Source organism: Blautia liquoris, assembly GCF_015159595.1.
GTDB lineage: Bacteria > Bacillota > Clostridia > Lachnospirales > Lachnospiraceae > Novisyntrophococcus > Novisyntrophococcus liquoris.
Genome location: NZ_CP063304.1, coordinates 2,191,071 through 2,215,847, shown reverse-complemented (window position 1 = coordinate 2,215,847; position 24,777 = coordinate 2,191,071). Strand labels below are relative to the sequence as shown.

Annotated in this window: 22 protein-coding genes; 17 read left to right on the top strand and 5 right to left on the bottom strand. The window is 42.0% G+C overall.

Annotated elements, in window-relative coordinates; all coding sequences use genetic code 11:
* The first annotated feature begins 21 nt into the window (after positions 1-21).
* The 10 genes from INP51_RS10165 (at position 22) to INP51_RS10120 (ending at position 14,963) form a co-directional block, all read left to right on the top strand.
* On the top strand, positions 22-942 hold the full coding sequence (locus INP51_RS10165) for an AraC family transcriptional regulator (protein ID WP_193734743.1): 921 nt from the start codon (positions 22-24) through the stop codon (positions 940-942).
* A gap of 25 nt (positions 943-967) precedes the next feature.
* Positions 968-2,014 (top strand): 5-dehydro-2-deoxygluconokinase, encoded by a 1,047-nt coding sequence (iolC, locus tag INP51_RS10160; protein ID WP_193734742.1) that lies wholly within the window; start codon positions 968-970, stop codon positions 2,012-2,014.
* Positions 2,011-3,945 carry a 3D-(3,5/4)-trihydroxycyclohexane-1,2-dione acylhydrolase (decyclizing) gene (gene iolD, locus INP51_RS10155; protein WP_193734741.1) on the top strand — a complete coding sequence of 645 codons (1,935 nt, stop codon included), beginning with the start codon at positions 2,011-2,013 and terminating at the stop codon, positions 3,943-3,945. The genes iolC and iolD overlap by 4 nt, the downstream gene beginning before the upstream one ends.
* Before the next feature lie 22 nt (positions 3,946-3,967).
* The gene (locus INP51_RS10150; protein WP_193734740.1) at positions 3,968-5,485 is read left to right on the top strand and encodes a CoA-acylating methylmalonate-semialdehyde dehydrogenase; all 1,518 of its coding nucleotides are present in this window, start codon (positions 3,968-3,970) and stop codon (positions 5,483-5,485) included.
* 12 nt (positions 5,486-5,497) lie between these two features.
* A complete protein-coding gene (locus tag INP51_RS10145) occupies positions 5,498-6,283 on the top strand; it encodes a 5-deoxy-glucuronate isomerase (RefSeq protein WP_193734739.1) in 786 nt (261 codons plus the stop codon).
* Positions 6,284-6,328: 45 nt separating this feature from the next.
* Positions 6,329-7,339 (top strand): inositol 2-dehydrogenase, encoded by a 1,011-nt coding sequence (iolG, locus tag INP51_RS10140; RefSeq protein ID WP_193734738.1) that lies wholly within the window; start codon positions 6,329-6,331, stop codon positions 7,337-7,339.
* A 10-nt stretch (positions 7,340-7,349) separates the two neighbouring features.
* Positions 7,350-8,249 (top strand): myo-inosose-2 dehydratase, encoded by a 900-nt coding sequence (gene iolE, locus INP51_RS10135; RefSeq protein WP_193734737.1) that lies wholly within the window; start codon positions 7,350-7,352, stop codon positions 8,247-8,249.
* A gap of 342 nt (positions 8,250-8,591) precedes the next feature.
* Positions 8,592-8,978, top strand: coding sequence for a hypothetical protein (locus INP51_RS10130; protein WP_193734736.1), 387 nt, complete (start codon positions 8,592-8,594; stop codon positions 8,976-8,978).
* A complete protein-coding gene (locus tag INP51_RS10125) occupies positions 8,959-9,345 on the top strand; it encodes a hypothetical protein (RefSeq protein WP_193734735.1) in 387 nt (128 codons plus the stop codon). Before INP51_RS10130 ends, INP51_RS10125 begins: the two co-directional genes overlap by 20 nt.
* On the top strand, positions 9,333-14,963 hold the full coding sequence (locus INP51_RS10120; RefSeq protein ID WP_193734734.1) for a Spy0128 family protein: 5,631 nt from the start codon (positions 9,333-9,335) through the stop codon (positions 14,961-14,963). Before INP51_RS10125 ends, INP51_RS10120 begins: the two co-directional genes overlap by 13 nt.
* 194 nt (positions 14,964-15,157) lie before the next feature.
* Here the strand turns inward: INP51_RS10120 and INP51_RS10115 are convergent, their stop codons facing one another.
* The 4 genes from INP51_RS10115 to INP51_RS10100 all read right to left on the bottom strand — a co-directional run bounded on the left by INP51_RS10115 (position 15,158) and on the right by INP51_RS10100 (position 17,953).
* Positions 15,158-16,555, bottom strand: coding sequence for a hypothetical protein (locus tag INP51_RS10115; protein WP_193734733.1), 1,398 nt, complete (start codon positions 16,553-16,555; stop codon positions 15,158-15,160).
* Positions 16,556-16,728: 173 nt separating this feature from the next.
* Entirely contained in the window at positions 16,729-17,208 is a 480-nt protein-coding gene (locus INP51_RS10110; RefSeq protein WP_193734732.1) for a hypothetical protein, read from the bottom strand.
* On the bottom strand, positions 17,205-17,591 hold the full coding sequence (locus tag INP51_RS10105; RefSeq protein WP_193734731.1) for a DUF6120 family protein: 387 nt from the start codon (positions 17,589-17,591) through the stop codon (positions 17,205-17,207). Before INP51_RS10105 ends, INP51_RS10110 begins: the two co-directional genes overlap by 4 nt.
* An 8-nt stretch (positions 17,592-17,599) precedes the next feature.
* On the bottom strand, positions 17,600-17,953 hold the full coding sequence (locus INP51_RS10100; protein WP_193734730.1) for a PadR family transcriptional regulator: 354 nt from the start codon (positions 17,951-17,953) through the stop codon (positions 17,600-17,602).
* A 412-nt stretch (positions 17,954-18,365) separates the two neighbouring features.
* Here INP51_RS10100 and INP51_RS10095 point away from each other — a divergent pair, with 412 nt between their 5' ends.
* A complete protein-coding gene (locus INP51_RS10095) occupies positions 18,366-19,319 on the top strand; it encodes a N(5)-(carboxyethyl)ornithine synthase (protein ID WP_193734729.1) in 954 nt (317 codons plus the stop codon).
* A 22-nt stretch (positions 19,320-19,341) separates the two neighbouring features.
* Here INP51_RS10095 and INP51_RS10090 read toward each other — a convergent pair whose 3' ends face one another.
* On the bottom strand, positions 19,342-20,235 hold the full coding sequence (locus tag INP51_RS10090) for a LysR family transcriptional regulator (protein WP_193734728.1): 894 nt from the start codon (positions 20,233-20,235) through the stop codon (positions 19,342-19,344).
* 282 nt (positions 20,236-20,517) lie between these two features.
* Between INP51_RS10090 and INP51_RS10085 the strand changes: the two genes are divergently transcribed.
* Genes INP51_RS10085 through INP51_RS10060 form a run of 6 tightly spaced genes read left to right on the top strand, consistent with a single transcriptional unit; the run spans position 20,518 to position 24,777 of the window.
* Positions 20,518-21,207, top strand: a complete 690-nt coding sequence (locus tag INP51_RS10085) for a hypothetical protein (protein WP_193734727.1) — start codon at positions 20,518-20,520, stop codon at positions 21,205-21,207.
* Between the two features lie 41 nt (positions 21,208-21,248).
* Positions 21,249-21,479 (top strand): 4Fe-4S dicluster domain-containing protein, encoded by a 231-nt coding sequence (locus INP51_RS10080; RefSeq protein WP_193734726.1) that lies wholly within the window; start codon positions 21,249-21,251, stop codon positions 21,477-21,479.
* On the top strand, positions 21,472-22,548 hold the full coding sequence (gene vorB / locus INP51_RS10075; RefSeq protein ID WP_193734725.1) for a 3-methyl-2-oxobutanoate dehydrogenase subunit VorB: 1,077 nt from the start codon (positions 21,472-21,474) through the stop codon (positions 22,546-22,548). Before INP51_RS10080 ends, vorB begins: the two co-directional genes overlap by 8 nt.
* 12 nt (positions 22,549-22,560) lie before the next feature.
* The gene (locus tag INP51_RS10070; RefSeq protein ID WP_193734724.1) at positions 22,561-23,316 is read left to right on the top strand and encodes a thiamine pyrophosphate-dependent enzyme; all 756 of its coding nucleotides are present in this window, start codon (positions 22,561-22,563) and stop codon (positions 23,314-23,316) included.
* Positions 23,316-23,861, top strand: a complete 546-nt coding sequence (locus tag INP51_RS10065) for a 2-oxoacid:acceptor oxidoreductase family protein (protein ID WP_193734723.1) — start codon at positions 23,316-23,318, stop codon at positions 23,859-23,861. The genes INP51_RS10070 and INP51_RS10065 overlap by 1 nt, the downstream gene beginning before the upstream one ends.
* Positions 23,862-23,871: 10 nt before the next feature.
* Complete coding sequence (locus INP51_RS10060) at positions 23,872-24,777, top strand: phosphate acyltransferase (protein WP_193734722.1); 906 nt, start codon at positions 23,872-23,874, stop codon at positions 24,775-24,777.

Sequence of the window (24,777 nt, the reverse complement as noted above, 5' to 3'; positions counted from 1 at the left end):
GATCGAAGGAGGGTGTGAACTATGCTGATAGATGGGTTGAGCTTGTATAAAAGGGGACATTTATATCGCATCAATACACCGATAGATTCTCTGTACTTTTTTTTCGACTACGATGAACGGTGTTATAAAGAGAACATGCAGTTCCAGCATTTTCACACTTTCTATGAAATTATGATCCCGCTGGAGGAATCAGCGGGGCATCTCATAGATGGAAAATATTACGGCATAAAGCTTCACGATATGGTCCTTCTGCGTCCGTCCCTACTGCACAAGACAGTTTATCCAAAAGGGTCACCGAGCAGGCGTATTATCATTAATTTTCGATTTCCAAACCACATATATGGAATGGAAGAAATTTTCTCTAAAATTCTTTCTCTTTTTGATGCAAGAATTCCTATCTATCGTTTCCCGGAGAAAGAGAAAAAGAAGCTCTACCAGGTGTTAAATGAGATTTATAGATTGACAGATTCAACTTCAGAGTGCAAGAACCTCTTGATACATAATAAGTTTCTGGAATTCTTATCCCTCCTTTATGAGGAACAGGAATACAACTGCTATAAGCCTGTCAACTCAGGGATGAGACTTCAAGACAGGATCTATGACATTACAGCTTATATACATAAACATAGCACGGAAAGTCTGTCACTGGATCTTCTCTCCCAAAAGTTTTATATTAGTCCTTACTATCTTTCTCATACCTTTAAAGAAGTGACCGGATTTACATTGATTAGTTATGTTCAGACGGTGCGTATTCGTAATGCACAGCTTCTTTTGATCTCTACCAATGACAAGATTACAGAGATTGCAATGCGCTGCGGGTTTACGAGCTTTTCACAGTTCAGCAGATGTTTTTTAAAAACCTGCGGCATGTCACCATCTGAATACAGATCAGCATATACCGTCCATGGACTCGAGACATTTGAGCTTCAGGAGAAAAGTTAAAGTCAAAAGAGAGGAGATCACAGACGTGGGATATATCAGTTTTGATAAAAGCAGAAAGCTTGATTTGATTCTGCTTGGCAGGGTGGCGATTGATTTTAATCCAGCTTATACAGACCAGGTAAAAGAAGAATTTAAGCCGCTTGAAGATGTACATATGTTTGAAAAATATGTCGGAGGTTCTCCCGCTAATATAGCAGTGGGGGTCCAAAGGCATGGTCTGAAGGCCGGATTTATCGGAAAAGTATCGGATGATCAGTTTGGTGATTTTGTGATTGATTATTTTGATTCCGAGGGAATCGACACGAGTCATATTACAAGGTGTACCGGCGGTGAAAAACTTGGACTTACTTTTACAGAGATGCTCTCCCAAAGTGAAAGTAATATCCTGATGTACAGAAACTGTATCGCAGACTTACAGCTTTCAGTGGATGATATTGATGCAGACTATATACAAAATGCGAAAGCAATTCTGATTTCAGGAACAGCATTGGCCGAGAGTCCATCCAGAGAGGCGGCCTTAAAAGCGATCATGCTTGCGAAGAAGTATCGTACCAGAATTATTTTTGATATTGACTACCGTGCTTATAACTGGAAAAATCAAGATGAGATTTCGATTTATTATTCCATAGCAGCAAAAAATGCAGACATCATCATGGGGTCACGGGAAGAATATGATCTGACCGAACATCTGATACAGGAGAATCTGAAAGATTGTGAGTCAGCGGCGCTCTGGCAAAGGTATCACGCGAAGATTGTGGTAATTAAACATGGCATGAAAGGTTCAACGGCATATACGCGTGATGGAGCAAGTTATTCGATTCGTCCGTTCCCGGTAAAAGCCAGGAAAGGATTTGGCGGAGGAGACGGATATGGGGCAGGATTTCTCTATGGCTTATTTGAGGGCTGGGAGCTGATTGATTGCCTGGAATTCGGTTCCGCTGAAGCATCTATGATGGTGAGAAGCAATAATTGCTCTGATTCCCTTCCGAATACAGAAGAAGTTCATGAATTTATAAGACGGGAAAAAGAGGAGTATGGTGAAATGGTGGCGAAAGGAGAAGAGCAGATATGACAGAACACACAAGCAGGATGACAACCGCACAGGCAATTGTGAGATTTTTGGATCAGCAGTATGTGTCTGTGGATGGTGAAGAGATTAAATTTGTCACAGGTTTTTTTACAATATTCGGTCACGGAATTGCTGTGGGACTGGGGGAGGTCTTGGATACCGATCCGGGAAATTTAAAAGTTCTTCAGGGAAGAAATGAACAAGGGATGTGTCATGCGGCCATCGCATACACAAAACAGAAGAATCGCACATCAATCCTTGCATGTACTTCATCGATCGGGCCCGGCGCTGCCAATATGATTACAGCATGCGCGACAGCGACAGTGAATAATCTGCCACTGCTGGTGTTTCCGGCTGATTCTTTTGCCTCCAGACAACCTGATCCTGTGCTGCAGCAGTTGGAACAGGAGGATAGTATGGCAACCACGACGAATGATGCTTTCAAACCGGTGTGTAAGTACTGGGATCGCATCAATCGCCCGGAGCAGGTGATGACAGCACTTTTAAATTCCATGCGGGTGCTGACAGATCCCGCTGAAACGGGAGCCTGTTGTATTGCACTGCCACAGGATGTGGAAGGCGAATCCTTTGATTTTCCTGAATATTTTTTTCAAAAAAGAGTACATCGTATTACTCGTCCGGTGGCGGTACAAGAGGAACTGGAAGATATCGCAGAAATCATTGGACAGGCGAAAAAGCCTCTGTTGATTGTAGGCGGAGGCGTAAAGTATTCCGGTGCGGGAGAAACAGTCGAATCCTTTTGCGAAGAGTTCCATATCCCATTTGGTGAGACACAGGCGGGGAAAAGTGCCTGCAAATCCAGTCATCCGTATTGTCTGGGAGGAATCGGTGTGACAGGAACATCGGCATCCAATCTTATCGCAAAAGATGCGGATGTCGTGATTGCTGTGGGATCCAGGCTTTCCGATTTCACAACAAGTTCAAAATATCTGTTCCAAAAGGATGGTGACCGGATTGTCACGATCAATAACAATCGTTTCCATGCATCTAAGATGGATGCCGCAAAAGCTGTGGGAGATGTGAAGGTAACGCTGCAGGCGGTTGCTGATCTTTTAAGAGAGAAGAAATATTGCTCAGCCTATCAGGGGGAAATTAAAAAAGCAAAGGCAGACTGGGATATAGAATTAAAGAGGCTTGGAACGATATCTTATACGGGTGACGATTTTGAACCGTCTATTGAAGCACGCGATCCCAGGACAATTCCGGAATTTGTCCATATGACCAGATCAACACTGACACAGACGGCAGCTATTGCCACAATTAATCGGACAATTGCACCAGATTCTACTATTATCACCGCAGGAGGGTCTCTTCCAAGCTGTATGCAGCGGATGTGGAAAACAGATAAACGAGGCGGATATCATGCGGAATATGGCTATTCCTGTATGGGTTATGAGGTAGCGGCTACACTAGGTGTCAGGCTGGCGGAGCCAGAGACAGAGGTTTACTGTGTGGTCGGAGATGGGAGTTTCCAGATGCTGCACAGTGAGATCATGACAATTATGCAGGAGAGACAGAAGGTGAACATCCTGATCTTCGATAATTGCGGTTTCGGCTGTATCAACAATCTTGAGATGACTCATGGGATTGGCAGCATTGCTACAGAATTCCGGTATACAGACGGTAAAAAGCCAACGGGAGATTTGATTCCGGTAGACTATGCTAAGATTGGTGAGGGGTATGGACTTGTGACTTACACCTGCAAAACGATCGAAGAACTTACCCAGGCACTAGATGACGCGAAAGGTCAGAAAAGGGCCTGCATGTTTGACCTGAAGGTACTCCCAAAGACGATGACGGACGGCTATGAATCATGGTGGAATGTAGGAATCGCGACTACTTCCAGGAAAAAGAGCGTACAAGAAGCAAGTGAAGATGTGATAAAACACCGAAAAGAAGCCAGAGACTATTAAAGGAGAAAAAGGAGTAAATTCAATGACAGCAATGAAAAAGACGGGATATTGTGTTTATGGGGAGTGGAGAGAGTCAAAAAGTGATCAATATGTGGATATCACAGATTCAAGTACGGGAGAAGTGATTGCCAGGACACCACGTTGTACGGCGGAGGAGGTAGAGGAAGCAATTACATCTGCCGCGGAAGCTTTCCCGGCATGGTCGAGATTATCACTCTCTGCAAGACAACAGTATATGTTTCGATGGAGAGATGTTCTCTATGCTCACAAAGAGGATCTGGCCAGAATTTGTGCAATGGAACTTGGGAAAAACATTAAAGAGGCCAGAGGAGATGTGCAAAAAGCAATTGAGCCGACAGAAGAGGCCTGTGCACTGCCCGCACTGATACAGGGAGATGCGGCCATGCAGGTGACAACAGGTTATGACACAGCGGCTTATCGCTTTCCGCTTGGAGTCACAGCCGGAATTGTCCCCATGAATTTTCCGGCAATGATCCCCTGGGGGTGGATGGTTCCACTCTCTATCGCATGTGGAAATACCGTAGTTCTGAAAGCAAGTTCTCAGACACCACTGACATCGATGAAAATTATGGATTTATTTTATAAGGAAGCTGGTTTTCCGAAAGGTGTGGTAAATCTTATTACCTGCAGCAGAGAAGAAGCAGACATTCTTTTGACAGATGAACGTGTAAAAGCAGTCACATTTGTAGGTACCACGCATGTAGGAAAAGAAGTATATTCCAAAGCAGCCGCTCATGGAAAACGTGTACAGGCACAGACAGAAGCAAAAAATCATGCTCTGGTTCTGGAAGACTGTAATATTGAGACCACAGTAAATGCAATTATTAACTCTACTTATGGATGTGCGGGTATGAGATGCATGGCCCTGCCGGTTGTATGCGTGCAGGAAAGCATTGCGGATGAATTCGTAGATCTTTTAAAGAAAAAAGCAGAACGGCTGAAGATTGGATGCGCTTATGAGGAAGAGACAGACCTTGGACCAGTGGTGAGCGGTTCTCATAGAGACAAGATATACGGTTGGATTCAAAAAGGAATTGATGAGGGTGCAAAAGTTGTTTTGGACGGACGAAATATAACCGTTCAGGGATATGAGAAAGGCTATTTTGCAGGACCGACGATTCTGGATGATGTAAAGCCGGGTATGACAGTAGGGGATCGCGAGATCTTCGGACCTGTAACCTGTGTGAAACGTGTAAAAAATTATGAAGAAGGAATCAAAGTCATGAATGCGAATCCTTATGCGAATGGCTCTTGCATCTTTACAAAGAGTGGTTATTACAGCCGAAAATTTGTGATGGATACTGATGGCGGGATGGTTGGTGTGAATGTGGGGATTCCGGTTCCGACTGCTTATTTTCCATTTTCAGGAAACAAAGAATCTTTCTTCGGAGATCTCCACGTTCTCGGAAGAGACGGCTATCATTTCTTTACAAGAGCAAAAACAGTCACAACACATTGGTTTGACGAGAATTCAGGTTCCAGAAAAGTAGGGACATGGGAAGGCAGCACAGAACTTTAAGGAGGAGAGCATATGGAAAAAGTATTCGGATATCCCACCTTTGATGCAGACGGGGAGCAGATACTGACAACATATGAGAATGAGTACAAGGCGATGAACATGGATATCCGTGTCTATCGTATGAAAAAGGATAGTACAAGAGAGTTTTGTCGGGCAGGAGAGGAGCTGGCTGTATTGCTGCTTTCCGGTGAGATTCGATATGAATGGGAAGAGGGCAGCCGGGAAGTAAGCCGAAAGGATGTATTTACGGAAGGCCCATGGTGCGTTCATGTCTGCACAGGCAAAAGTGTAAGGGTCAAAGCCATTTCGGATTGTGAAATCCTGCTTCAATGCACCAAGAACGATACAACCTTTCCATCGAAAATCTATGCACCCAAAGATGCACCGTACAAGTATTCCTGTGTCGGTGAATTTGGAAATGTTGCAAAGCGCAGAGTTAACACAATCTTTGACCATGAGATTGCTCCGTATTCTAACATGGTATTAGGCGAAGTTCTTAATGACAAGGGAAACTGGTCCGGTTATCTGCCTCACAGACATCCGCAGCCGGAGACGTATTATTTCAAGTTCGATCATCCGGAAGGGTTTGGAGCAAGTTTTGTGGGCGATGAAGTGTTTAAGAGTGTCGATGGGAGTTTTTCGGCAATACCGGGAGGAAAACTGCATCCTCAGGCTGTGGCTCCGGGTTATCAGATGTATACGTGTTGGATGATCCGCCATATCGACGGAAATCCATGGCTTCAGACAGACCGGTGTGAAGATGAGAAATATATTTGGCTTCACGATGTAAAGGATTGAAAAAACGTCTTCGATTAAAAATAAGATAAAGATGGAGATCATGTGATGGTAAACTTAGGAATTATCGGAACGGGGAGAATTGGGAAAGTACATATCAAAAGTATCCGGACAAGAGTAAAAGATGCAGTGATAAAAACAGCAGCGGATCCCTATATGAATGAAGAGACGGCACATTTTGCAAAGAGTATGGGAGTTCTCCATACAACGACAGATTACAGGGAGATTCTGGAAGACCCCGAGATTGATGCGGTTTTAATCTGTTCTTCCACGGACACCCATGCAACTATTTCATTAGAAACAATTCGTGCAAAGAAACATGTCTTCTGCGAAAAGCCTGTGGATCATAAGGTGGCTAGGATTCGTGAAGTTGAAGAAGCACTAAAAGGTACGGGCCTTAAATATCAGGTTGGTTTTAATCGCAGATTCGACCATAATTTTGAGACGATGCAGCAGGCGGTTGCAGCCGGAAAGATCGGAAAACCGGAGATTATCAAGATTACGTCCAGAGATCCAGAGCCGCCGGATATCAATTATGTAAAAGTATCGGGCGGAATCTTTCTTGATATGACGATTCATGATTTTGACATGGTGCGTTTTTTGTCTGGATGCGAAGCGGCGCAAGTTTATGCTCAGGGGGCAAATCTGGTCGATCCTGCGATTGGAGAGGCCGGCGATATCGACACCGCGGTAATCACACTTCAGATGGAAAATGGATCGATTGCTGTGATTGATAACTGCAGGAAGTCGGTTTACGGATATGACCAGAGAGCAGAAGTATTCGGGTCAGAAGGAATGGTATCCGTGGATAATGATCATCCGTCGACGGCAGTACTCAGTAATTGTGATGGAATTATTGGTGAAAAACCGTTGTATTTCTTCCTGGAGCGCTATATGGATGCCTACGGAAAAGAAATTGAAACCTTTATTGATGCAATTGAACATGACAAAGAAACTCCGCTTACGATTCGAGATGGACTGATGCCTGTTATTATGGGCCTTGCCGCGAAAAAATCGTATGAAGAACACCGGCCAGTGAAATTATCAGAACTTATGTGAGGGAAAGATCATGCTTGATAAGAATAAAGTAAGACTTGGGATTGCACCGATTGCCTGGACGAATGACGATCTACCCGAATTGGGAAAAGAAAATACCTTTGAACAGTGTATCAGCGAGATGGCACTGGCAGGATTTGTCGGAACGGAGGTAGGAAACCGCTATCCAAAAGACACGGAAATATTGAAAAAATCCCTGAATTTACGAAAGATAGAAATCTGCAATCAGTGGTTTTCCGCTTTTCTTCTCACGAAGCCCTTTCAAGAGGTGGAACGGGACTTTCGTATGCAGCTGGCATTTCTGAAAGAAATGGGAGCGAAGATCATTGGTGTATCCGAGCAGAGCTATAGTGTACAGGGAAAACTTGACACTCCGATTTTCGGACATAAATATGAGATGAACGATTCACAGTGGAAGACTCTGTGTGACGGGCTGAACAGACTGGGCAAGATTGCGAAAGAAGAATATAGGATTAGTCTGACTTTCCACCACCACATGGGAACGGTTGTGCAGAATCCGGATGAGGTGGATGATATGCTTGCAAACACGGATCCGGCTTACGTGGGTCTTCTCTATGACACCGGTCACTTCGCATATTGCGGTGCTGACCCGCTTGGGGAACTGACAAAACACATTGACCGCGTTAAACACGTTCATCTGAAAGATATTCGGCCTGAAATTGTTGAGAAAGTAAGATGCGAAAACTTAAGTTTTCTGGATGGTGTGCGGATGGGGACTTTTACCATACCGGGAGACGGGTGCATCGATTTTGTACCGATCTTTCAGACACTGGAGAATTACGGGTATGAAGGTTACATGCTGGTAGAGGCGGAGCAGGATCCTGCTGTGGCTAATCCACTGGAATATGCAATACGGGCGAGAGAGTATATTGCACAAAAGACAGGGCTGTAGAGAAATGTCGGACTGACAGGGAATATTGTCAGCCCGGCATTTTTACATATATGCGGCATCCTTACAGAAGAAATTATTTATATATCTGGTTGGAGAAAAGAGTCTGAATGTCATTAACTTGATATTGCAGGCTTTTTTGTTTTGTCAAAAACATTAAATGTAGAAACATTTCTAATTTTCCAAAAAAAGAAAATTGAATATTATTAGTTACCGGAAAAGTAAAAATAGTAACAGTTACTTATTCTAAAATTCAAGCAAATTTACTTGATTTAGTATAGTATTTACTCAAATGGAGGACTTTGCCATTTACAAGAAATAAAATTTGAGAAGGGAGAACTAGAAATGAAAAGAAAAATTCATTCATTATTTAGTTGGGTAATGACGGTTTTGATGATTTTCAGCAGCATGCCTGTGAGTATTGCCTCTGCTGAAGATACGATAACAGACAAAACATCTGTACTTACGAATGTCAAAGCTGTTGTCAGCCAAAATGGAACAGAGATTGCCGATAAAGCATCTATATCCGGCAAAGACAAAGTATCAGCGGTAGTGTCATTCAATATACCTGCAGCAAGTAGTGAAGCATCCTCAGCTACACAGGTAAAGAGTGGCGATACCGCGTCTTTTATCCTGTCTAAAGGTTTTAACCTTGCCGGACAAAAGAGTACAGATCTTTTGACAAAAAAATGGAAAGAAACTTGGAAGTGTTTTGTTTATCCAAGAGGATAGTTCTAAACAGATTCGTGCAAATGTGACTTTTAAGTGGGATGATGCAGCATTAGAAAAAACAAATGATGGTATATCTGCACAATTCCAGACAAACCTGATATATAATTCAGATGGAGAGAATGGAACCTCTGGAGATCATAGTGTATTCATTCTTAGTAACAACTACACTGTCAATATACCAGAAGAGAAAACCGATGAAAGTCAAAAAGAAACTGCAAATCAGGGATCCAAATCAAATGAAAGGCAAGACAATCAGTTTGCCAGTGAAAATGCCCTAGTCTCTGATAAAAACAGGCAGCAGAGCAGAATGCGCAGGCAGAGGGGAAAGATGTCACAGGTCTTCTTAGTTCTATATTGCCATCGATAAAACAAAATGGAAGTGAGATAGGGGAAGGCGGAGTTATCCTTGATGATCAGCCGATAGAACTTTCTGCCTCTTTTGGAATTCCTGTTTTGGGAGATGGAGGAACCGAAGGGACATACATTAACAAAGGCGACCATGCATTCATTGCATTAAGTGATTCGATTAAAACTCCAAATTCTTCCGAAGCAATTGTTCTGAAGACAGCAGATGGGGTTGTTGCCGGACATGTAACTTTTATAGATGTGGATGGAGTCGTGACGGCACGAGTTGACTTTGATGGGGACGATGACGCTTTTAATGGAGAAGAAGCAGGAGTAAGTGCTTCTTTTAAAGCTACATTTGAATTGAAAGAAGAAGGCGGATCTTCAGGTTCTGGTGACAAGATTATTGAAATTTTCGACCGCGAATTCAATCTCGAGAAGCCGGTAGTCGAAACGGAATATTCCATGAGTAAATCTGGTAAGGTGAACCTTGCAGATCAGACGGTGGAATGGACAGTAAAGGTTTCTGGAAAACAGGGAGAGAATTTTGTCGATCTTGCCGGATATGAACTGAGAGACAATCTGAAAGACGTCGGTGAATATGTACCAGGATCATTTATTATAAATGAGAACAAGACCGATGATCCGACAATTACAGATGGACTTTTAAGCTATACATTTCCGGATAGCTCAGTCGGAGAACAGATTGTCAAATTCAAAACAGCTATACCGGATGAGAAGTATTATGCAAGTGGATCACAGTCGATCCGGAATAAAGCGGAACTTTATGATGAAGACAACTACATAACAGAAGGCAGTGGTTCTATTTCCTTCAAACCAAAGTGGATTGAAAAAAAAGGAAAGAGCGACCAGGACGGCAGTAGCGGAGTTTATAATCCAAAAGACCGCACAATCACGTGGACGATCACAGCCAATGATATGGAGGCTACTCTAAAAAACCCAACACTGACAGATGTCTTGCCGAAAGGTTTGACATTGAAACAGGCAACTGTACAGTATTGGAACGGAAGCGGCTGGGATGAGGGAACAGATATTAAACCAGATGAGAATGGTGTATATAAAATTGGAAACACAACATCTGGGGATGATCGGATATTGAATACGAAAGTTCTTTTGACGATTGTGTCAGAAGTCCCAGATGAAGATTACACGACAGGTGTGACAAACTATAAGAATAAAGCGTCTATTGAATGGGAAGACCATGGAGAGATTGGAACTGGTAATGTCAATGTAGGAATTGGATACAATGCAATTAGTAAAAGCGGTAAGATTTCCGACAAGGATAACCAGACGATTCAATGGACGGTTAATGTTGATCCGAGAGGTCAGACCATACCAGACGCAACTGTCTATGATCTGTTGTTATATGGAAAGGAAGGCAGTTCTAAAGTAACGGATCTGTCTGTGGATGGTATTAGTGCTGATGTCATCAAAGGTTTGACGCCTCAGTTCGATCAGAAGTATAAAGATGATTCGTTCTCAGGAGAGGGACTTAAGTCAAAGATACTTCCTGTTATAAAGGGCGGAGAACGGGTAGGTGATCTACTGGTCGTTACCGGATTTACTACCGAGAAAGTTACTTTCAATTTTGAATCTATTGTCACAAATCCAGATATTTTTGTATCAAATACATGGAAGGATGTTAAGAATACCGCTTTCCTTTATAGCAAAAATACAAACTTAAATAAGGCCGATGCAAAAGTTTCTTATCCGAGTCTTATGCTGAAAAAGGAATTACTGAAACGTGGTCATACAGATGATCCGGCTTCTGGAGTGAACGACATCATGGACGATTGGAATAATGATGGCTTTGATTATCAGGATAAATCGGCAATATTCCGTATCAGTGTAAATGCAGACGGCTTAAATCTGACAGATGCAAATGGACAATCACTGGGAGCTGTGACCCTTACAGATACACTGCCGGATGGTTGGGAATTGTCGGAGATTACTTCCGGACAAGATTACTTGATATTTGAAGGAAATACAAATGATGCCGGACAAAGTGTGACGGCCAAAGATACAACACCAGTTACAGTAGAGGGATTAACGCATACAAAGACAAAAAGCAGCATTTCTTTCACGTTTAAAACATTGGATAAACCTTATGTGATTTTGATCAAGGCAAAACCAAATGCTGAAACATTAGAAAAATATTTTGGAAAGAACAGCAGCAATACGGTGACAAACACGATAAAGATGAATTCCGAGAATTGGGAGACAGGAATCGAATCGAAACGTAATGTTACGGTTAATAGCTCCTTGCTATCAAAAGAGGCAGCATTGGTCGAAGCTGGTGTTGTGAACTGGACTGTAGATTACAAACCTTACGAACTCGATAACAAATTCACGAAAATCGAAGACACATTACCGGCTGGACTTGATTTGCGTACCGATGCGAATGGAAATCTGCTCCTGGATGGAAATATTAGGATTACGGAATTAAGTCTTAACGCAGATGGCAGTTATACAGAAGGCGAAGAGATATCACCTGTTATTGGAGAGAATGTTTCTTATGATAATGAAACGAGAGTACTCACATTCAATATTCCGGATCATAGCAAAGCATATCGTTTCAGTTATCTGACGGAGGTAACAGGTGAGCCAGGAAAAGTGACGAACCAAGTGAAACTTTACGGCGGCGATGAAGAAAGTGAGAATACCAATAGTTCCTATCAGATCAGCGATCAAGATGGTAGTGCCACCATGCGAAAGAGTGGTTGGATTGAAATCACAAAGATTGACGGAACTACAAAAGCCCCTCTTGCAGGCGTTGAATTCACAATCTTTGCGGCAGATGGAACAACTGTCATCAGAAAAGGAACTACAGGAACAGACGGAAAATTGAAACTCAGAGGTTTACCTGCCGGAAACCTTATTCTTAGAGAAACTGCAGTTCCGGACGGATATAATTTGGACACAAGCGATCACACACTTGAGGTGGTGAAAACAGAAGATGCGACCACAGTATCCATTGATGGAAAAACTGGAGATGATGCAAACCTTATTGCTATTGAAAATTATAAAGAGGGTGAGTATGCTCCTACATCTGTGATATTGAAAGCAAACAAAATTCTGGAAGGAAAAAATCTGGAAGATGCTTCTTTCAAATTTGAACTGAAAGACACTGATGGAAAGACGATCCAGACAAAGAAGAATGATCTCGATGGAAATATTGTATTTGACGAAATAACATATGATGAGCCAGGAGAGTATCATTATACCATTCAGGAAGTAGCAGGAGACGAAGTCGGAATTAACTATGATAAGAGTGTAATCAGTATAACGGTTAATGTTGAAGATAAAGATGGAAAACTTACGGCTACTCAGGTATATGATGGAGGCAGCCAGACATTCACGAATACGTATCAGGCAGCACCCGGAAGTGTTACATTAGAAGCACAGAAGGTTTTGAATGGAAAAGACCTGCAAGTCGGAGAATTCAGTTTTGAACTGAAAGATGAAGACGGAAAACTCCTCCAGACAAAACAAAACGATGCACAAGGTAAGGTGTTCTTTGACTCGATTGAGTACACAGAAGTCGGAACCTACAAGTATACGATTCAAGAAGTAAAAGGGGATCTTGCGGGAGTTAGCTATGACAGTCATGTGATAAATGTTACTGTCACTGTGGAAGATAAAGATGCAAAACTTGTAGCAGAACCAGTGTATGAAGGCAGTCAGACATTTATTAATATGTATCAGGCAGCACCCGGAAGTGTTGTATTGGAAGCACAGAAAGTTCTGAAAGGAAAAGATCTAAAAGGTGGAGATTTTAGTTTTGAATTGAAAGATAAGGATGGAAAAGTCCTTCAGACAAAACAGAATGATGCCCAGGGTAAGGTGTACTTTGACCCCATAGAGTACAAGGAAACCGGAACATATCAGTATACAATCGAAGAGACAAAGGGAAATCTTGCAGGAGTCAGCTATGACAGTCATGTGATAGATGTGATAGTAACTGTGGAGGACAAAGAAGCACAGCTTGTGGCGACACCGGTATATAAGGGAGATCAGACTTTCACGAATACTTATCAACCGGCAGCCGGAAGTGTTGTATTGAAAGCACAAAAAGTACTGGAAGGGAAAGAACTGAAAGCCGATAACTTTAGCTTCGAACTGAAAGATGAAGACGGAAAAGTTCTTCAGACAAAACAGAACGATGCCCAGGGTAAGGTATTCTTTGATCCCATTGACTACACAGAAGTCGGAACTTATCAATACACAATCGCTGAGCTAAGTGGTGAACAGGCAGGAGTTACCTATGACAGCCATGTTATCCATGTCACGGTAAAAGTGGAAGACAAAGAAGCACAGCTTGTGGCGACACCGCTATATGAGGAAGATCAGACCTTCACCAATTCTTATAAACCTGCAGATGGAAATATTGTACTGGAGGCACAGAAAGTACTGGAAGGAAAGAACTTGGAAGCCGATAACTTTAGCTTCGAACTGAAAGATGAAGACGGAAAAGTCCTTCAGACAAAACAGAACGATGCCCAGGGTAAGGTATTCTTTGATCCCATTGACTACAAAAAAGCAGGAACCTACAACTATACCATTGAGGAAGTAAAAGGAAATCTTGCCGGAATCAGCTATGACAGCCATGTTATCCATGTCACGGTAAAAGTGGAAGACAAAGAAGCACAGCTTGTGGCGACACCGGTATATGAGGGAGATCAGACCTTCACCAATACTTATAAACCTGCAGATGGAAATATTGTACTGGAGGCACAGAAAGTACTGGAAGGAAAGAACTTGGAAGCCGGAAATTTCAGCTTTATACTGAAAGATGAAGAGGGACAGATTCTTCAGACGAAACAGAACGATGCCCAGGGTAAGGTATTCTTTGATCCCATTGACTACACAGAAGGCGGAACTTATCAATACACAATCGCTGAGCTAAGTGGTGAACAGGCAGGAGTTACCTACGACAGCCATGTTATCCATGTTACAGTAACGGTGGAGGACAAAGAAGCACAGCTTGTGGCGACACCGGTATATGAGGAAGATCAGACCTTCACCAATACTTATAAACCTGCAGATGGAAATATTGTTTTAGAAGCGAAAAAGATTTTGAAAGGAAAAAAATTAAAAGCAGGAGAGTTTAGCTTTGTACTGAAAGATAAAGCAGGAAAGGTACTTCAGACGAAACAAAATGATGCTCAGGGAAAGATTTACTTCGATCCGATTGCATATAGTGAAAAGGGAATTTATGAATATACAATTACTGAAGTAATTGGTAAGTTGGCTCATGTTGACTATGACAGTCATGCGATAAAAGTAAAAGTAACTGTAGAGGATCAAGATGGACAGTTTGTGGCATCCTCAGTATACGAAGGAGATCAAACCTTTACCAATAATTACAAACCTGAAAAACCAGGGAAACCAGGGAAACCAGGAAAACCAGGGAAACCAGGAAAACCAGGGAAACCAGGAAAACCAGGAAAACCCAGTAAACCGGGTGAGTCAGGAGAGACAGGAACGGGTAAATCTTCGAAAACAAAATCACCGAAAACTGGTGATTCCAATGAACCGCTGATGTATGGTGTGGTTTTGTTAGTCAGTGCTGTTGCAATAACAGGGGCACTCAGAATCAAGAGGAAAAGAAGTAAATAACTAAAAGTTCTCCTAATGAATTTATATTTCAAATGGAATGAGCAATAATGTACGGTTTAGAAAGTCATTCGACTGACTTTCCAGACCGCACGTGCAAAGAGGAAGGTCGGTTAATCAATTCATGATTAGCCGACCTTCTGATCATTGTTTATAATTCAAGCTAAGAATTCCTGTTAAATATTTAGATAATCTTGTTACACCGGCGACATCTTCTTCAGATAGCTGTCCCAGAGATCTGGTGTGAAGTCCAGCAGCCGGGCACTTTCGTGCAGGAGTATCCTTTCTATCGATGGATTCATGTATTCGGTTTGAAAAATATGTATTTTCTCCGGGTTTCCATCTTCATCAATCAGGTAAATAATAGTTAAATCTCCGGAACAGATGATAGAAGCATTTGGCATGTTCTGGTCTAAGATATATATTTTGCCGGAGGTATTCGATGAGGGATGACTATCCAGCCGTCTGAGATATGCTGTACGTTCTTCCAGAGGAATCTCCACATAGCCCAAAAGTGGGACAAGCGCCTTACCGGTTGCAAAGAAATTGGTCATTGCGTTAATGGTTACCACAAAAGTTGTGTCAGAGTTTAGAATTTTCTGAAAGTATTGATAGATACAATCTTTCAGATCATCGCTTGCGTCCAGCTGATCCAGTTCCTTTCTGGTAAGCAGATAACCAATCGAGATAAAGTTATAGACGCAGTCAACGTTCAGTGCATTCAGTGAATTTCGCATGTCTGGTTTCTGTTCCAGTATATCCAATAATTCTTTGGCGTTATAACTGATTGGCTCGTAGTTTCTCTTCATGAGAGAATTGTAGAAGATGGTCTGGTAGTTTCTCTGACGTATTACCGTCATCAGTGGAATTCCATCAATCAAAGTTGTGAAATATAAGAGATATTTTCCCCTGATCAAAAGAAAAAATGGGCCGATTCTTCCATCTGTGGGATGAATAATTTGATCAAAGCGGCGGTGAGCCTTGATTAATTGTTCCAGATAATCAATCCTTGTCAGATCATCTGCGTTTTTAAAATGATCCATGTTAAAAAATAAATGGTATTTAGATCGCTTCCTTTTTTCAGAAGGGTTGTAAACAATACGGGAGAAGATTTCTGAATAAGATTTCTCCATGACGGGAGGAGCAAGAAAAGCTTCACAAGGCTTTCCGTTCCTAAAGAAAATATAGTCTGACAAGATTACACAGAACATATTAAGAATCTGCTGATTACCCATATAACTAATCTCATAATCCGGGTATTCGATGCTTTCATGATTCGCCTGCGTATAATCATATTCCAGTGCATAGCCAATTGCGTAAGTCAGGAATAATTCCAACTCATTTTTGGAGTTGAAATCATAAACGATTGGAAACAATGTCTGGAATTTATGATAACAGTTATATGAATAGGTAGCATCTGCAAAATAAACTGCAGATTGTCTGATGAACAGTTTCCTTTCTTTCCAAAGCGGAAACCTGGTTCCGGAGAGAATTTTGCTCAGGCCGCTCGGAGTCATGTGAAGAGCAAGAGCATAGTCGGTTTTAGAAACCTTTGAAATCTTGATTAACTCCTCTAATAGTATACTTATCTTCATTACTCAAATATCTCCTATCATTGATACTCATTTTAAAAGTATTAATTCCTATTATACATCAATTTTACAAAAATACTTGACATAAAATAAAAAAAGATGATAAAAAATTGGCAAAGCAGGAAAAAAGAGAGCATCTATGCTCTCTTTTTGATGCTCTGATGTCTTTTCAGGAATCAGGAGATGTTCCCGTTTTTGTCACATGAGATGTTGACCGTCTGGTTGATGGTCCCAACCGGAAGAAAACCTAAGTAGCACTTTGCGGAGACTTTTGCAGTTCCGGTGTGCCCGCTCTTGCTGGCTGATTTACTGATTATTTTCCAGACGCTGTTGTAACTTCCGGCAGATGCTGTTGCACTGGTGCAGGAAGAAGTGCTTCCGGTATATGTAAAGTTTGCACTCACCTTGGCATACCACAGGGACTCTCCCTTATCATTCTTATAAGTTGTGGTCTTGCTGGCTGATTTTGTAGAAGATCTTAAAAGTGTTGAGGTCTGTATGATCTCCGTTTCAAAATAGCTTCCGTACGGCAGATATTCTTTTGTTATTGATGTTTCCGTAAGATCGGATGCCTGCGTCATGACACCTGGAGTCAATCCAAGCGTTAGACAAAGTGCCAGGACCATAGTCAATATGCTCTTGATTTTCTTTTTCATTTGTTTTCCTCCTTGACGATGATTTCCTGCGTGGATGGTACGGCCTCATTGAATGTCTGATAAGATTTATACCAGTAAATGCCCATACTGATAAACATAACCGCCACCAGCAGTAAAAATACATGTAGAAACATTACCCTTTGCTTATGTCTTTTTGCTTCCTCGTATAACTTTTCTCCCTCTCTGGATGAGATAAAATCCATCAGAACATCTTTTGGTTCACCATAAAAGGAACATATTTCTTCATATGACGCATTGGGATGTGTCATAGAGTACTCATTAAGCTGTAATTTTATATCTCTTAAGAATCTGCCCTCACTAAATCCTATATTAGGAAACAGACAGCGCAGTTTCTTATAATATAATGATTCATTTTTACCCATCTATTTCCTTATTCTGCTTCGGATATTATGCTTTTATAGTTAAGAATATTATTTGTTGCGTCAATAACGGAGTTATAATCATGAATCATTTCCTTTAGTTCTTTCTTGCCAAGGTCTGTGAGATGGTAGTAAACCCTCTCCATCCTTTTTCCGGTTAACTTTCGATAGCTTTTTACAAACTCTTTTTCTTCAAGTTTATATAAAGTCGGATACATATTCCCGATGGTAAGAGTAATAGTCTCATTCGTCAGGTCGTTAAAAAGCTGAACAATTTGATAACCGTATAAATCGCTTTCTGATAATAATTTCAGCAATAGTAATTCTATGCTGCCTCTTTTTAGCTTTTCGCAATATTTTCCCATTTGATCACCTCACTTTACTTATTATACATAATTTCTAAAATAATTCAACAATAAATTTTGATTTTTATGAAAAATCTTGTATTTGCGACATGAATAATAAAAAATATTGGGGGGTTGACATGAACAACAAGTCACAAAAAGAAGTTTGTCCGAAAAACATAGTGAACCCCTGGGAGGGCACTTGCAATGGATCAAAATAAGTGTTATGGTTATTAGTGTTATAAAACATTTCTATTACGCGTATAGATCTGGGATATTTGTTGATCAAAAATATCTGATATGAAATCAATAATGTATAAATCATATAATTAATTTGTTAGAAGTTCTTAATTTTTTGTCGAACAGAACTTCTGATTCATGTATACGTTTTTTTAATTCCATATGTTCTGCAAAAAAGAGAGGAGAGGATTTTATGAAAACGGTTGGATTTCCAATCTGTCACAAAGAAAATGAAAAAAGGAGGACGGTTCTTCCCCGACACATCATGCGCATGAAAAATGCAGATAAATTGTGTTTTGAAAAAGGATATGGGGAAGTTCTGGGAATCAGTGATGAAGAGTATCGGGCCTGTGGATGCCATATGATAAGCAGAGAAGAGACATTGGATCAGGATATCATATGTGCGCCAAAAATAGGAGATGCCGAATATATTGGCAGACTGCAAAACCAGATAATATTTGGGTGGGTTCATGCAACACAGAATAAAGAACTGACCGATCAATTAGTTCAGGGAAAGATTACAGCGTATGCTTGGGAGAAGATGTATGACCGCGGCAGACACGTCTTCTGGAAGAACAATGAACTCGCAGGTGAGGCGGCTGTGCTGCATGCATTTCAATGTTATGGAAAGATGCCTTATGAGGTGAAAGCAGCAGTGTTGGGACGTGGCAATACTGCCCGCGGGGCGATAAAGATATTAAATAAACTTGGGGCATCTGTAACGCAGTATAATCGAAATACGGTCGAACTCTTTAAAGAAGAGCTGTCGAAGTATGATGTGGTGGTGATCTGTGTTCTGTGGGATATCACCCGTAAAGAGCATATCATCTATAAAAGTGATCTGTCTGAGATGAAACGAGGGTCTATGATCATCGATGTGAGTTGCGATAAGAACGGCGCAGTGGAAACCAGCGTTCCCACCACGATTGATGATCCAACCTATATGGTTGAAGGCATTCTTCACTATGTCGTGGACCATACTCCGGCCATTTTCTATAAGACATTTACTTACTGTAACAGTGAGATACTGTATCCATATCTGGATCAGCTCATAGAAGGCAAAGAAGATAAGGTACTTCAGGATGCCCAGGTTGTCAGAGAGGGAAAGATTATCGATCCGGAGATCGTGAAGTTTCAAAACCGCTGATTTGTTTTCCGATAACTGCGTTTCAAATATAAGACAAGAACTTTTCTATTGTCGGGTTTTGATTTTCCTTGTATCTTGCAGCCACAATCTCAAACTTTTCGGTATCTTCATCGAGAGGAATTTTCACAAGACTTCTGGTGTTTCTGCTTGAAGATAAGGCATAGGAAGGAACAATGGCAACTCCCATATTCGCCGCGACCATGAGCGCAGTGGTGTCAAATTTTGAAGTCTGCTGTACGATATTTGGTGTGAATCCTGATCGGATAAAGTGTGCCATCGTACTTTCATATTGTCCAAAACTGTCCTCCGGGTCACCCATTGCCGTAAGAATGAAAGAGTCATTTTTAAGATCTGACAGTTTCAAAACACTGCGGTATGCCAGCGGGTGCGAGGTGGGCAGCAGAACAATCAGATTGTACTTATTAATTTCTTTATATAGAATTTCCTTTTCTTCCAGGTTGCTGTAGGCAAAGAGAACGTTCAAGACGACATCGAGCGTGTTGTCGAGAAGTCTCGTATATAAGGTGGAAGTATCAGCTTCAACTATTGAAAGTGATACATTCGGATAGCCCGATTTAAAAGAGCGGAGTATTTCAGGCAGATCGGGATTGTCATATCCTTCCACGATTCCCAGATTCAGATTCCCGGTAAATCCGGTGGCTGCTTTCTGGGCCTTCTTGATTGCATCTTGTGTGCGATTTAAGATTGCCTTTGCTTCCGACAGAAAAACATTTCCGGCAGGTGTGAGTTCAACATGTCGTTTCGTGCGTCTTAAAAGCTTGACGCCAATATTATTCTCAAGTGTCTTAATCTGTTGTGTCACGGCCGTCTGCGAGATATAAAACTTCTCGGCTGTTCTGGTAAAACTCAAGGTCTCTGCGACAGATACAAAATATTCTAATTGACGTAAATTCATATGAACCTCCATATTTTACTAATGACTGTAATCGGCAGTCATAGACTCCATTAATAATTAATTGTTATTATAAATCAAAAATGAGATTTTGAAAAGCGAGATATTTGCTATTAGGTAACCTGTACAAATTGTGAACACAAAACTTGTGAAATATAACAAACAAATAACTTTAACTTATGACTGAATGAAAAACGGATATTTGAATTTGATGAAAGATCAAGTTATGATATAAGAGAAATGAAAGTTAGATATGAAAGTCTTTCGTTGGAAGGGAGAGGTTCTATGGACAATGAAATACTGGAGAGTTGTAAGGGTTACAACAATTTCTTATTTATAGGTGAAGCCGGATGCGGAAAAAGTGAGATTGCAGTAAACTTTGCAAGGCGGATTGCCGATTTGAATGAGAAAGAGGTTCATTTCTTCGATCTGGATATGACGAAGCCTTTATTTCGATCTAGAGATTTGACCAAAGAACTGAAAAGCTTTGGGCTTCACGTCCACTTTGAGGAGCAGTTTATGGATGCACCTGTTCTTACAGGCGGTGTTAATCAGCAGTTGAATGATACGTCGATTTACACGGTTCTGGATGTGGGAGGGGATTATATTGGTGCCAGATCAATCGGTGGTTATGCACCGATGATCAACCGGCAGGATACGCTGATCTATTATGTGATCAACCCGTATCGCCCGTGGTCCTATGACCTGGATCATATTGATCTGGTCTTAGGTGAAGTCCTTGGCGTCTCTCATATTGATATCAAGAAAATCCACATGATCAGCAATCCGAACATGGGGTTTCAGACGGATATTGATGAAATAGTGAAAGGTAATACGAAGTTAAATCAACTGATATCACCTTATAAGAAACTGGATTTTGTCTGTGTAAGGGAAGCACTGTATGAGGAAGCAAGACAAAGACTTGATCTTCCTGTCATGCCTCTTCATCTATATCTTACCTATCCCTGGGACTAGCACAGGAAAAAATCTATCTGTGAAGGAGGATAATAAAAGATATGCCTGAAGTAAAAGTAGTATCAGAACGCTGTAAAAGCTGCGGCTATTGCGTGAAATTCTGTCCTAAAAATGTTCTGGAGATCGGAACAAAAGTGAATTCTAAGGGGTATGAATATGTAACTCCAAAGAATATACAGAACTGTATCGGATGCTGCATCTGCGGAAGAATGTGTCCGGAAGGTGCATTAGAAATTTATAAAGAAGAACAGGGGGCCAAAAAGAATGTCTAGAGTGTTTATGAAGGGCTGTGAGGCAATTGCAGAAGCAGCTGTGAGAGCCGGATGTCGTTTCTTTGCCGGCTATCCGATCACACCTCAGAATGAAATTCCGGAATATTTTGCGAGAAGACTGCCGGAAGTTGGAGGTAATTTTGTACAAGGAGAGTCGGAAGTAGCCTCCGTGAATATGGTATATGGCGCGGCGAGTGCAGGTGTCAGAGCGATGACATCTTCTTCAAGTCCGGGAATTGCCCTTAAGAGTGAGGGAATCTCCTACTGTGCATCAGCCAGAATACCTATGGTCTATGCGAATATATCAAGAGGGGGTCCGGGTGTCGGATCCATTCAGCCTGCTCAGATGGATTATTATCAGGCAACAAAGGCTTCCGGAAATGGCGGATTCGAGATGCGTGTATTTGCTCCTTCCACAGTACAGGAAGCGGTAGATATGACCTACGCTGCCTTTGACTATGCGGATCAGGACAGAAATCCGGTGCTGATACTGGCAGACGGTGTGATCGGGACAATGATGGAGCCTGTGGTTCTGCCTGATATGAAATCAGACGAAGAGATCGCCGCGATCAAAGAGTCTAAGAAAGACTGGGCTTGTATCGGACATCCTCTGGATTATGAGAATCGTTCCTGGATTCAGCCGGGTCACTGGAAGACGACGGATATGCAGGAAGCGAACGAAGATGCTGCGAAACTTTACAAGAGTTGGGAAAAAGACGCAAAAGCAGAAGAGTATATGTTAAAAGACGCCGAAATTGTCATTACAGCTTATGGTATTTCCGCTCGTATCGCCAAATCGGCGGTAGATGTTCTGCGTAAAGAGGGAATCAAAGTCGGACTGCTTCGTCCGATTACAGTTCATCCATTCCCTTATCAGGCTTTTGAACATATCGATTATAAGAACATAAAGGCTGTTCTGGATGTTGAGATGTCGATTCCTGCACAGTTTGTAACAGATGTTGAGGCCGGTGTTAAGGATCGATGTCCAATTGAGACGTGTCTTTGCTCAGGCGGTAATATCATGAGCCGCGAAGCCGTGATAGACGCTGTAAAGAAAATCTTGGCGTAACAGGAGGAAAAGATGAAACAGATTTATGCAAGAACAAAAACAATTCAGGAAGACAAAGTTTCAGGCTTTTGCCCTGGGTGCATGCACGGCACCGTGATGAAACTGATCGGTGAAGTGCTTGATGAGATGAATGTGGTCGACCGCGCAGCATGTGTACTTGGCATCGGGTGTTGTGGTCTTCAGATGGACTATATGGCCTATGATAATACTACAGCTCCTCACGGACGTGCCTGTGCAGTGGCAAATGGTATGAAGAAGGCAAACCCGGACAGTCTGGTGTTTACCTATCAGGGTGATGGAGATTTTGCCTCTATCGGTCTGGCAGAATCTATGTCTGCGGCTAACAGAGGAGATAATATTACTGTCATCTTTATTAACAATGGGATATATGGCATGACAGGTGGTCAGATGGCTCCTACTACGCTGGTCGGGATGAAGTCAACGACCTCACCGAAAGGGCGTGATCCGAAAGAGCATGGATATCCGATGCATATGTGTGAGATTTTGAATCAGCTGACAGCGCCTTATTATCTGGAACGTACCAGCTGCAACTCTCCTGCAAATGTAATGAAAACAAAAAAAGCCATCAAAAAGGCATTTCAGAATCAGCTTGACGGTAAGGGATTCTCAATGGTTGAGATCGTGACCAGCTGCCCGACAAACTGGGGACTGGATCCGATTCAGGCACTGGATTATATAGATGAGAAGATGTTAAAAGAATTTCCTCTGGGTGTTATCAGAGATCGTGATAAGGAGGAGACAAAGTAATGGAGACAAATTTATGCGTGGCAGGATTCGGCGGACAGGGCGTTATGACTTTGGGTAAGATCCTTGCCCAGGCAACCTGCGATTCTACCGATAAACATGTTACATTCTTTCCCTCTTATGGGGCTGAACAAAGAGGCGGTACGGCGAACTGTTTCGTTGTGATCTCAGATGATGAGATCGGAGCTCCGCTTGGTGATGTGATGGATGACCTGATCATCATGAACGGACCGTCTCTTGAAAAATTTATCGGAACTTTGAAGACGGGCGGAACTCTTTTTATCAACAGTTCCATTGTATCCGATGAGGTCGGCCGTGATGACGTAAAGATTGTAAAAGCTCCGGTAACAGATATATCACTGGAACTTGGCAATTCGAAGGTACTCAACATCATCATGCTCGGAGTATATATCGGTTATACCAATGTTATCGATGCAGATATCGTATGGTCTGCAGTTGAGAAGAAGATGAGCAGGAAACCAAAACTTCTTCCCCTTAATAAAAAGGCTTTTGAAAGAGGTCTTGAATTAGGAAAATCGCAGAGATAAGGAGAGACGGATGGTTTATAATAATTTTGATGAACTGGTGAGCAGAGTAAAAGGGTATCCGACCATGAAGAGAATGGCAATTGCGGCTGCAGGAGAAGAACACACTTTGCAGGCGGCTCTTCATGCCAGAAGAGATAAAATCGCAAAACCGATTCTTGTCGGAGATATCGAGAAAATCCATGCCATATTGAAAAAGCTCGGCGAAGAGGTTCCCGAGGAAGATATCTATGCCGCGGCTGATAATAAAGAAGCGGCAGAACTCGCTGTATCGCTGGTGAGAGAGGGAAAGGCAGACTTTTTGATGAAAGGGTATCTGGATACCAAGGTGATCTTAAAGGCTGTGGTAAACAAAGAGACAGGTCTTCAAAAAGGCGGATTGATGTCTCACTTTTCTATGTTTGAAGTTCCGGGATATAAGAAGATTCTTGTACCGGTTGACGGCGGAATGGTTGCCTATCCGACGCTGGATCAGAAGAAAGCGATCATTGAGAATACCGTCGATACCCTGCGTTCGATGGGATATGACTGTCCGAAGGTTGGCGTTTTAACCTGCGTGGAAAAGGTAAACCCGAAGATGCCCGAGACCGTCGAGGCTGCACAGCTTGCACAGATGAACAAAGACGGTGAAATTAAGAATTGTATTGTCGAAGGACCGATCTCCTATGACTGTGCTATGGACAAAGAGATCGCAAATCTCAAAAACTATGAGAGTCAGATTGCAGGAGATGTCGATGTGCTGATCGCACCGAATATCCATGCGGGCAATATTATGGGTAAGATGCTTACCGTTACCTGCAAGGCAAGGATGGCAGGATTTGTTGTCGGCGCCAAATGCCCGATTGTACTTACTTCGAGAGGCTCCTCTGCTGATGAGAAGTTTCTCTCCATTGCGGTTTCCGCGGCGGCGACACAGTAA

What these genes read in the sequence shown, in the direction of transcription:
- INP51_RS10145 (WP_193734739.1), top strand. Translation starts at nt 5,498, where the DNA reads ATGGAAAAAGTATTCGGATATCCCACCTTTGATGCAGACGGGGAGCAG.
- INP51_RS10095 (WP_193734729.1), top strand. Translation starts at nt 18,366, where the DNA reads ATGAAAACGGTTGGATTTCCAATCTGTCACAAAGAAAATGAAAAAAGG.
- INP51_RS10150 (WP_193734740.1), top strand. Translation starts at nt 3,968, where the DNA reads ATGACAGCAATGAAAAAGACGGGATATTGTGTTTATGGGGAGTGGAGA.
- iolG (WP_193734738.1), top strand. Translation starts at nt 6,329, where the DNA reads ATGGTAAACTTAGGAATTATCGGAACGGGGAGAATTGGGAAAGTACAT.
- INP51_RS10105 (WP_193734731.1), bottom strand. Translation starts at nt 17,591, where the DNA reads ATGGGTAAAAATGAATCATTATATTATAAGAAACTGCGCTGTCTGTTT.
- INP51_RS10165 (WP_193734743.1), top strand. Translation starts at nt 22, where the DNA reads ATGCTGATAGATGGGTTGAGCTTGTATAAAAGGGGACATTTATATCGC.
- iolE (WP_193734737.1), top strand. Translation starts at nt 7,350, where the DNA reads ATGCTTGATAAGAATAAAGTAAGACTTGGGATTGCACCGATTGCCTGG.
- INP51_RS10115 (WP_193734733.1), bottom strand. Translation starts at nt 16,555, where the DNA reads ATGAAGATAAGTATACTATTAGAGGAGTTAATCAAGATTTCAAAGGTT.
- INP51_RS10085 (WP_193734727.1), top strand. Translation starts at nt 20,518, where the DNA reads ATGGACAATGAAATACTGGAGAGTTGTAAGGGTTACAACAATTTCTTA.
- vorB (WP_193734725.1), top strand. Translation starts at nt 21,472, where the DNA reads ATGTCTAGAGTGTTTATGAAGGGCTGTGAGGCAATTGCAGAAGCAGCT.
- INP51_RS10110 (WP_193734732.1), bottom strand. Translation starts at nt 17,208, where the DNA reads ATGAAAAAGAAAATCAAGAGCATATTGACTATGGTCCTGGCACTTTGT.
- INP51_RS10060 (WP_193734722.1), top strand. Translation starts at nt 23,872, where the DNA reads ATGGTTTATAATAATTTTGATGAACTGGTGAGCAGAGTAAAAGGGTAT.
- iolD (WP_193734741.1), top strand. Translation starts at nt 2,011, where the DNA reads ATGACAGAACACACAAGCAGGATGACAACCGCACAGGCAATTGTGAGA.
- INP51_RS10130 (WP_193734736.1), top strand. Translation starts at nt 8,592, where the DNA reads ATGAAAAGAAAAATTCATTCATTATTTAGTTGGGTAATGACGGTTTTG.
- INP51_RS10080 (WP_193734726.1), top strand. Translation starts at nt 21,249, where the DNA reads ATGCCTGAAGTAAAAGTAGTATCAGAACGCTGTAAAAGCTGCGGCTAT.
- INP51_RS10065 (WP_193734723.1), top strand. Translation starts at nt 23,316, where the DNA reads ATGGAGACAAATTTATGCGTGGCAGGATTCGGCGGACAGGGCGTTATG.
- INP51_RS10100 (WP_193734730.1), bottom strand. Translation starts at nt 17,953, where the DNA reads ATGGGAAAATATTGCGAAAAGCTAAAAAGAGGCAGCATAGAATTACTA.
- INP51_RS10070 (WP_193734724.1), top strand. Translation starts at nt 22,561, where the DNA reads ATGAAACAGATTTATGCAAGAACAAAAACAATTCAGGAAGACAAAGTT.
- INP51_RS10090 (WP_193734728.1), bottom strand. Translation starts at nt 20,235, where the DNA reads ATGAATTTACGTCAATTAGAATATTTTGTATCTGTCGCAGAGACCTTG.